Source organism: Bradyrhizobium sp. CCBAU 25338 (assembly GCF_028128965.1).
Taxonomy (GTDB): domain Bacteria; phylum Pseudomonadota; class Alphaproteobacteria; order Rhizobiales; family Xanthobacteraceae; genus Bradyrhizobium; species Bradyrhizobium liaoningense.
In genome coordinates, this window is the sequence record NZ_LFKY01000019.1 from 1 (window position 1) to 9,211 (window position 9,211).

The following is a 9,211-nucleotide window of genomic DNA, read 5'->3' on the forward strand; positions in this document are numbered from 1 at the left end:
ACCGCCCGGATGGGCACATCCAACCGCCCGAACGAACTCAGGTCTGGATAAAACTTGGGGGCAACGTCACGAGAAGTCGATCTCTCGAAACTGTGAGCGCGATGGCACTGGTACGATGCTTGATATTTCCGTTCGATCAACCGATTTGCCGAAATGCACGCTGGCTGGCGAGATTAGGGAGCTACACCCGACGCCACCCTTCTGGCTGCTGCAGATCGCTAGAGCGCCCGCGACGGGCGCATTTCAGAGGATATCCACTCCTCCTCACCATGGGTCGCAAGATACTGTGGAAGCAACATTTCTTGGCGGTGTAGTGAAGCGTCGTGCAAATAACTACGGTGATTAGCTACGAAACTGGGCTGCCGACTAGTTCTGCCGTTACGGACGTCGCTTTATTGGCATTCATCTCCGCGCGGACCTTTTCTTTAGCCACTCAGTCCTGCGAACCGGCCCCCGGAGCGTTCCATCACCGAGGTATTTCACCTTCTCACGGAGCTTCAGCTTCGATGGCCAGCCAGACGGCGAGGGGTGCCGGAAGGCGGTCTCCAAGAGCATCTTGCGCTCCGTTAGTTCTTCCCCCGGCTTGGAGAGGCGAAAAGTGTCTGAAGAACTCTCGAGGGGGACGAAAGTACGAGTGGTTGGTCGGCACTCTTCCATCTCAGCAGCGGCGTACTTTGCCGCGTCAGCGAGGCCATGCGCGCTCGCGTTTGGACCGTAATAGACGTTCTTTTGCGCGAGCAGGAACTGGAACTCGTTGAATACTTCCACATCGCGGTCTTTTGCCTCCACGAAGCCGTCGGCGTTCTTATCGACGGTGTAGCACGCCCCGTCATACGCGATCATGGCCGGGCTGGGCGCCAGCGGCAGCACGAACATGGCACCAGGCGAGGACAAACCAAACCGGTTATCTCGCATCCGTTGAAGGTGCATGCGGTTGGTGAGCACTGAGGGATTGTCGGAAATTATGAATTCCGAGCCGGCTCGGCTCCGAAAGATCGCCACTTTCAGATCTCGCACATGCTCGATCGCGCGGGCGCCGGCACGCATCAAAATGCCGAGGAGCTCGCGATTGTCCAAGTCGTCCGGCTTCTGGGATAGGTCTCGCGCATAGGCCACATTCTCCATGCTTTTCTTGTAGCGGCGCATTTCGGCCAGTTGACCTGTGGTCCTGCGCCACTGGATGAGCGCAAAGACCTTCAGCCAATGCGCATCTTCGGCGTTCGGAGCGGCGCCCACCAATAATTTGTCAGAAACGGCGGCAAATCGACCCTCCAGATTCGCTAGAAGCATTTCCGCCTGCAAATCATCGCCATAGAAATAGTCTCGCGAGCACTGATTCTTGACCGGTGCATTCGGGATGGCTCGCTCGCGTGCCAAGTTGAACAGGTTGATCGATCGCCCCTCGCCATTGAGCGTGAATGGCTTCAGACGGCATCGCGGGACATAGTGTTGGTTTTTATTGTCTGGCATGACCGGCCGACCGTCACTTTCGCTGCCTTGGCCCGCACTGGTGCGGGGGCTGCCTTCTAGTTCGTGCCGCCAACAATCACGTTGATTGTAATCAGCGCGAAAGTAAATGCGAATATGCGCAGAACCGGGGGTGGAATCATCGAGACATTAAGCCTCAGAACATCCTTATCGATGGTAACGGTGTGCCGAAGCTCTCCGACTTTCGGTCGCCACCCGACATCGATGGCGGCTTGATGATGCGGGCCGCGGACATGGCAGAGATAAAGCGCAAGTAGGAGGCGCCGTCGAACCCGCCAAATTTTGTAGGCGTAAACCGCGGAGAGCCCCCAGCGCCAGGCGTTTGCCGGTTTGGCAGGTTCTCTAGCAAAAGTCGCGGAGCGTTGCCCATTTGCAACCCGCACAGCCGTTCGGAGTTGTAAGCTGATCGATGAGAATGACCTAAACAGACTTCGTGTTTACTTTGTCAATCTCAGCGAGGGCGAAAAGTGTTTGATGTTTATCGCAATGGGAAGCGCGATTTGCTCGTTCTAAGCACAGGGTCCGCGATACCCGGGGCTTACTCTGCAAATAAGTGGCGCAAGAGCAGAAAAAGAATTCTCAAAGTAAGCGACGAGATTAGATCAACTGTTCAACGACAAGGGTATTACGTTCGTCGCTTGCACGTCACGAAGAACGGTTCGATTTAGTTGAACTCATCGGGCCGAATCTGCTGATTTATATAACTGTACTAGGTCCGCTAAGCTTAGCGGCTGCGACGTCGTAGCATTCAAAGTCGATGACCACGGCGGATAAGAGTCCAAATAGTTTCGAGTTTTTCTACAGTGAAATGCGAAAGTGCAGGGAGGCTCCTGCGACAGTGATGTTACCGAATGCGGCGCACGCTATGCAGAGACAGAATGCAGGCGTCGTCAACCAACTCACGTTGGAATTCGTGTCAAATCATTGACTTCGCGCTGACCGGATATTCTCGATCGATGGCGGCTTCAGGTCACGAGTGGTAGTCGCGCTAATCCAGCCCCGCGTCCGGGTTACCGGTTGACATGGCAATGGGCGCATCGTGTGGAGCCAGGGGCCACGCGCAGACTAGGCGCCACTGGTGGCCGTATGCTTTACCGCGTAAGCTGCCAAGACTGGCCCATCAGAGGCGGGTGTATTATTGGGAGGAGGTCAACATGTCGCGTAACCGCGCCATAGCACTATCGTTTGCTGCCGTCATGTTACTCAGTACGAGCTTTAGCACTGGGTACGCAAAACCCCTCATGATCGTCGGCCTCGACGAGAAGCTGCTCTGGGACGAGAGCGGTAAGCCGATTTTGTACGCACCGGGGAAGGATCAGGTTCTCATCGTCGATCTGGCCTCTCCTGAAACCCCAACGATCATAGCTGCGCTGCCGATCAAGAACTCGGTGGTCGGACCACCAGTGAACGTTGCGATCGATCCCACCGGAATGGTGGCACTCGTTGCCGACTCCGTCGATGTCGTCAAGGACGGCGACGCGCTAAAACAGGTGCTCGACAACAAGATCTACGTCGTAGACCTGCAGGCCAGCCCGCCCAAGCTTGCCGCAACGCTTGCTGGCGGGAAGCAGCCCTCCGGGCTCAGCTTCAGTCCAGATGGCAAGATGGCACTGGTCGCCAATCGCGGAGACAATTCGATCAGCGTCCTCTCCGTAAATGGCACAGACGTCAAGATGATAGACACCGTTGCGATGCCAGACAGTCCGTCGCACGTGACGTTCACCCCCGATGGCAAGCGAGCCTTGGTCGCCCGCTTCCCGGCTCACAAGATCTCCATGCTGGACATCGCAGGCGAAAAGGTGACGTACAACAAGATCGACCTGCCGGCCGGCCAATGGCCCTACAATGTCGCGGCCGCACCTGGCGGGAAAATCGCCCTGACCTCGGACAATGGCAACGCAGGTGCCTCTGATGGAAGTGTGGATACCACGAGCGTCATCGATCTAGAGGCCAATCCGCCGCGCATCATCGATCGCGTTGTGGTGGGCGACGGCCCCGAGGGACTTGCGGTCAGCCCCAAGGGCGACGTCGCGGTTGCCGTGATTCTGCGCGGTTCGAACATGAAGAACGCATACTTCTACGAAAAGAACGGCAGTATTTCGGTGCTCAAAATCGACGGCAAGAAAGTGAGCAAGACCGGGGACATCGAGGTCGGCGGCTTGCCCGAGGCCGCGGTGTTCACGCCTGACGGGAAGTACCTCCTCGTCGGCAACTACCTGACCCAGGACTTCTCGATACTGAAGGTCGATGGCAGCAACGTCACAGACACCGGCAAACGCTTCCAGGTGCCCGGACATCCCGCCTCGGCCAGAATGGGACCATAAAGGTCTTGGTCCATTCGACCATCCGTCAAAGGCCCGCTTCACCGCGGGCCTTCATTGTTTCGTCGGCAACAACAAGTAGCTGTGCGGTAGCGTTAGGCTGGCCAGTTTGCGATCGACCCCGGGGCGCATCATTGCATCGATGCGCCCATAACCGCTTCTGGTCACAAACGGCGGTCCGGCGCTCGCATACGGCAGATCCACTATAGCCTCAATACTAGACCTCTCTATGCCAAGGACTCCGGTCCGATCCCCAAGAGCTGGCGCGATAATCGGGGCGTTGCAACCCCCATCTTCCGCGTTCCAAAGCCAGTAAACTCCACAGCCGTTGATCTCCACACGTCTGACTACCAATCGTTCGAATTGATGAGCTCAATAGGTCAGAGCAGCTCCGCGTGTGCGCGGAGCGGGCATTGTCGACACACATTCACGTGGTAGACATCCGCTCCTCCACACCAACAACGACAGGATGCTGATAAGACATCGACTTCTTTAGATCAACAGGGGCGTCGCGCAAATAGCTACGGTGAGTAGCTACGAAGATGGGCCGCGGCTTACCCCGATGGCCTGACTTCGAATATCCGCTGGCGACGGATGAGGTATTGGTGGCCAGCAAGTTCGACAGCTGCATGAGCTCATGACGCGCGCCGGCAAAGCGGCGAAGGCCGGCTCAGGCCCACTGATCATCGGCGTCGCTCCGCCGAATTCCACGCTGCGCCGATAGTCATGATGCGACTGCTCCTGTCTGAATTTTCGCTCAGCGAGATCCATCTCGGCCTTCAGTTTGCGGCTCGCCAAGTCTAGTCTCTCTCTGCACCGATCTTCTGGACGTTGAACGTTCGCGACGAGTGGCTATTGCGGTGCTCGGCGCGCTCATCTTGGAGCACGCTACGATGGGATCGCGAAAGACAGCCGCCCGCCGTGCATATAGGTCGATTTGAGCGCGCGTGCCAACTGAGCAGAACCTTCAATCTGGGCGCGCGGCTCAGCCTGTGATGACAATTTCCCGCCGGGGTGTAGCCTGTGCTCGGGCGGAGCTTGATTCGTCATGCTGGAAGCTATTCTCATGCTGCTGGGAATTGGAGCCGTGGCCCTTCTGCTTATTGCGTTTTGGGGGCTGCATAGGCACGTGTGAGCGGGCCCTCGTGCTTGAAGAATCTAACGGTGGACGCTAGCCGGTTTACGACTGGCGATTGTCTCACGGTCTCAAATAGAACGAGAGGGCTCGGAGGGCTCAGCAGTCCGCTCTCTCACGCACTTTGCCGTAGAAACAGCAAGATTGCACTTCACCCGTCGTCTTGATGAGGAAAACCACCCTTACGAGATCCGCATCTCGACTTTTGTGCACGTCGACGTAATCCGGGCCGGCGCTCGATCAACGGCCTGCCGAGAAAAAAGGAAGCGGAAGAGATCGCCAAAAAGATCGCCAAGGAGATCGCCCGGAGTGAGCGAGCTCTGACAGGCACATCAGTCTGGAAGTGAACCGCCCCGGGTTTGCCGGAGGCTATTTGGTTTAAGTTATGCCGCCATGGCGGATTGTTCCAGCATGGCGTAGTAGCGTTGCTCGGCTTCGGCCGGCGGGAGTTTCCGATGGGCTCCAGGAGCCTGCGGTTGTTGAACCAGTCGACCCATTCCAGGGTGGCGAACTCGACGGCCTCGAAGCTGCGCCATGGCCCGCGTCGATAGATTACCTCGGCCTTGTAGAGGCCGTTGATGGTTTCGGCGAGAGCGTTGTCATAGGAATCTCCGACGCTGCCGACAGAAGGTTCGATACCGGCTTCCGCCAGGCGCTCGGTGTACTCGATCGAGACGTATTGAGCGGATTCAAACGGTCGTCGCAACACCAGGAGTTTGGAGCTTGCGATGAACGTTGTAAGGCGCAGATCGGCGCGGTCAGGACGAGCCCCATTGCCGTCGCCAGGACGGCCTTCTGTTGTCGGGCGCGATGAGCAGAATAAATTTTGGCGGGCGATTGCCGCTGGGTTAAGCAGTGAAGATGCTGCACTTGAAGCCGGATCGTCACAACCTATCGGAAGCAGATTATTCCGAAAGGCGGGCGGCATGCCATCAGCGATGTTAAGATCTTCGGCAAAGGCGCTCTCCGGGCGTACCTCTCGTTGAATGAGCGCGAGGAGATCGCACTTCTCAAGGTGCAGGGCCATTCCATACAGGAGATTGGACGTCGCCTGGGGCGGGCTGCTTCCACAGTTTCCCGCGAACTGCGGCGCAACGCGGCCACTCGCGGCGGCGGGTTGGAGTATCGGGCAATAACTGCCCAATGGCATGCGGATCGATCCGCCCGCCGGCCTAAGCCGACCAAGCTTGCGCTCAATGCAACCTTGCGCACTTATGTGGAGGAAAGACTTGCTGGCGGCGTCGTAGCCCCGACCGGCGCTCCCGTTCCTGGTCCCGCCGTTCCGTGGAAGGGGCGCCGGCATGGCCGGCGCAAGGATCGGCGATGGGCCAAAGCCTGGAGCCCTGAGCAGATTGCCCGACGCTTGCCGATCGACTTCCCGGACGACAAGACGATGCGCATCAGCCACGAAGCTATCTATCAAGCCCTCTTCGTTCAGGGTCGTGGCGCGCTACGCCGCGAGCTGACGGCCTGCTTGCGAACAGGGCGTGTGTTACGGATGCCCAGAGCGCGCGTACGCAGGCGAGGCAAGGGCTTTGTCTCGCCGGAGATCATGATCTGTGAGCGCCCTGCTGAAGCTGCCGATCGAGCAGTGCCGGGACATTGGGAGGGGGACCTTATCCTCGGTCTTGGCAGCTCGGCAATCGGCACGCTGGTCGAGCGCGCGACGGGTGCTCGCTGGCGTGATCCAGAACCATCCGAACCGCTCGGGCTCGGACCTCGCGTGACAACTTGTTCGTCGTCTTGCTTGTCATGGCTCCATCCTCTCAGGAGTTGGAGCCTCCGGCAAACCCGGGGCGGTCCAAAGTGACATGGCCCCACTCGTTGAGAATCGCCCTATATCTCACTGACAATTCTCCGGCTGGGGGGACAGATTTTTGAAATTGACCAATGACCGTCCTTGCTTCGATCCGGAGGCCGCGGCGCGCAAGCTGATCGAGCCCGACAAGAGCATCGACGCAGTCCAGGACGGCCGCATCCATATCGAGAAGATCAACGCGCCATTCCTCTACACCCTCAAGGGCGGCAGCCCGGAGTTCGGCGCTGGCATCAGGTACGCTGTCGAGAAGGGTTGGTTAGAACTGCATGAGAGCGGTACCTACGTCCGCCTGCTGGTGCCCGGGCAAGACGTCTTGGCGCTTCGAACCGAACCGTGATGACCTTGGTTTGCATTTCGCTGGCTTGCCGAAGCTGGCGGAGCGACCCCGGCCCATATCCCCGTTGAAGCCCGCCCCCCGGGTCGGGGTCGTCTCAGCGCTCTGCACAATGGGAAAAGCCGCAGCGTGGTTCCAGCCCCCACTGCGGCCATCCCGGGAAACTCGAAACTGGCTGGTACTTAAATCGCGCCGGTGTTCTTTCCATAGAACACCCCGTTGTGAAAATTGATTCCGTACAACTACCGGAGCAGGGCGTTCGGCCGATTGTCGTTGATTGGCGATCATGGCATGGATTGTTTACCAGCCCCAATGCTCCCGGCTGCCAGTCCAATTGCGGGGTATGAGCGCCGGAGCAACAACGAAGGGCCGCAGGAGCGCCTAAAAGCTTATAGGACGTCTCCTGCGACCGGCGCTGGCACGTTCCGCACGATCGGCGCGGCACTGCAAGTGCTAGTACAGAGGCTAGTGAGTGTGAAGGGCAGCGGCCCGCCAATCAGGTGATTCTATTAATTGGGAGGCTTGTCTTCCCGGTTGAGCAGCTCCAAACGCCGTTCAAGCTCTTCCTTCTTGGCCACGAGTCTCGCGGCAAGAATGTCATTGACGACCGTATGGAGTCGCCAAAGCTCTTCGAGAGACATGCTCTCAAACGGCTGCCGTTCCATGAATCCCCCCGACTCACGAATTGCCCATAGCTTGGGCTTACGAGGGGCAGATGGCAACTCGGGGTTGGTTGCGCGGAGAGCTACCTACACCTACGGCGCCGACCTAGTTTCTGGGAAGCTGAACGACTCGACCTTGACCGCGAGCGGCGCAACTGAGCTTGCGCTAATCGGTTTCGCAGGACACCTAATTCAGCAATTTGACATTCGATAAATACGATACGTTGGTGCAGAGCAAAAGCGGCATCGAAAGTCCGATCGGAAATACTCATCACGACCTCAACACTACTGGACTGAAAAATATCTCGACAATCATAGCATTACGACAGTGGACGGGCACAATTGCAAGGCGAATTCATGAGCAATGCGCCCGACGCCTGTGCTCGAGAAAGGAACAATGGGCGGATTGATGCTTGGATCGTCGCCGGGCAGCCGGCCGAACGGAAATGCCGGCGCGCACCCAGCCTGCCCGTTGGCGTTGCCAGCGGCTGGCGCGGCCACCGCCGATGCACGAAACCATTTTACGCCATCGGCGAAGTCGTCCGGAAACAGGCAGGGTTGTAGGTGGACGACATCAGACGCGGGGATGCCACCATGCTAGTCCTGATGAACCTGATTTGGCGACGACTTGCCTACACAATGCTGATCGGCATGCGATCCAAGCTCGTACGTCAGTGAAACTAGAGGCGGCCGTGGGTCAGGAGGCCACCAGGCCCAAACAGGTTGTCATAGCTCTCTGCGCTTTGGCAGTTGCGTGCCGGGTCGCTCTCAGCGTGGTAGCGTAATTTGCACGAACGCCCACCTGCATGGTGCGGCCGATTGTGAAATGGATCATATTGCGAGCCAGAAATGTCGCGATAGGATCATTCCATCAGGGCTGGCCGGTATATTTCACTTAGACACTTTTCACCCGGTGTCTTTTGACCATGCGCGGATCGCAGCGAGAACATGGCTGTGGCCTTCGTGCAGGCCGGCTGCTTTTAATCACCAACAGGCTCGGTTTCCCTCGCCGCAAGTTCTACGTTTTTCGGTACCGACAATTTGCGGAATCCAAATTGCAGTTGGAGGACGTTTATGCCCAAGGAGAATTGCCTGATTGTTCGTGCCGTCGGGAAACGACTGGACCTGTTACGAGGCGAAGCTGCCCGCATCGCCAAGGGAGCTAACGCCGGCTGGTGGACCGACCGAGCGGAGATCGGCACCAGGATCTGCTTTGAAGATTCTAAGTCAAAAGAGCAATTCGCACTCACCTGCGACAGCCTCGGCATCACCTGTCAGGACGGCTAATCCATTGAACCCGCCGGCCTGGGAGCCGGAGGAGTTTGGGCTGCAGACCAGACCGGACAGACCATGAGCAGTTGCAGCATGAAGGCTCGCCAGCTGTGAACGAGAGTACGCATCCGGCGACGGCCCCTGGGCAGGTCGCTTTGGGCGGATAGCCGATTGCGCTCG

6 protein-coding genes and 2 pseudogenes are annotated in these 9,211 nt (G+C 58.1%); 5 read left to right on the top strand and 3 right to left on the bottom strand.

The annotated features are described in order from the left end of the window. Positions 1–402 precede the first annotated feature (402 nt). Positions 403–1,470 (bottom strand): DUF4238 domain-containing protein, encoded by a 1,068-nt coding sequence (locus ACM42_RS08490; RefSeq protein WP_271527509.1) that lies wholly within the window; start codon positions 1,468–1,470, stop codon positions 403–405. 485 nt (positions 1,471–1,955) lie between these two features. Between ACM42_RS08490 and ACM42_RS08495 the strand changes: the two genes are divergently transcribed. Then, on the top strand, positions 1,956–2,156 hold the full coding sequence (locus ACM42_RS08495; RefSeq protein ID WP_271527511.1) for a hypothetical protein: 201 nt from the start codon (positions 1,956–1,958) through the stop codon (positions 2,154–2,156). 573 nt (positions 2,157–2,729) lie between these two features. Next, positions 2,730–3,812, top strand: a complete 1,083-nt coding sequence (locus tag ACM42_RS08500; protein ID WP_271527512.1) for a beta-propeller fold lactonase family protein — start codon at positions 2,730–2,732, stop codon at positions 3,810–3,812. A 1,515-nt stretch (positions 3,813–5,327) separates the two neighbouring features. Here ACM42_RS08500 and ACM42_RS08505 read toward each other — a convergent pair. Next, positions 5,328–5,626: pseudogene (locus ACM42_RS08505) on the bottom strand (integrase core domain-containing protein); the annotation flags it as partial. Between the two features lie 46 nt (positions 5,627–5,672). On the opposite strand from ACM42_RS08505, the pseudogene ACM42_RS08510 reads away from it, so the two are divergent. Continuing rightward, positions 5,673–6,613, top strand: a pseudogene (locus ACM42_RS08510) (transposase); the annotation flags it as partial. Positions 6,614–6,821: 208 nt separating this feature from the next. Continuing rightward, the gene (locus ACM42_RS08515) at positions 6,822–7,100 is read left to right on the top strand and encodes a hypothetical protein (protein ID WP_271527513.1); all 279 of its coding nucleotides are present in this window, start codon (positions 6,822–6,824) and stop codon (positions 7,098–7,100) included. 506 nt (positions 7,101–7,606) lie between these two features. Here ACM42_RS08515 and ACM42_RS08520 read toward each other — a convergent pair. Continuing rightward, positions 7,607–7,762: a hypothetical protein gene (locus ACM42_RS08520; RefSeq protein WP_271527514.1), complete on the bottom strand. Its 156-nt coding sequence runs from the start codon at positions 7,760–7,762 to the stop codon at positions 7,607–7,609. Positions 7,763–8,833: 1,071 nt separating this feature from the next. Here ACM42_RS08520 and ACM42_RS08525 point away from each other — a divergent pair. Beyond that, a complete protein-coding gene (locus ACM42_RS08525) occupies positions 8,834–9,046 on the top strand; it encodes a hypothetical protein (protein WP_271527515.1) in 213 nt (70 codons plus the stop codon). The last annotated feature ends 165 nt before the right edge of the window (positions 9,047–9,211 follow it).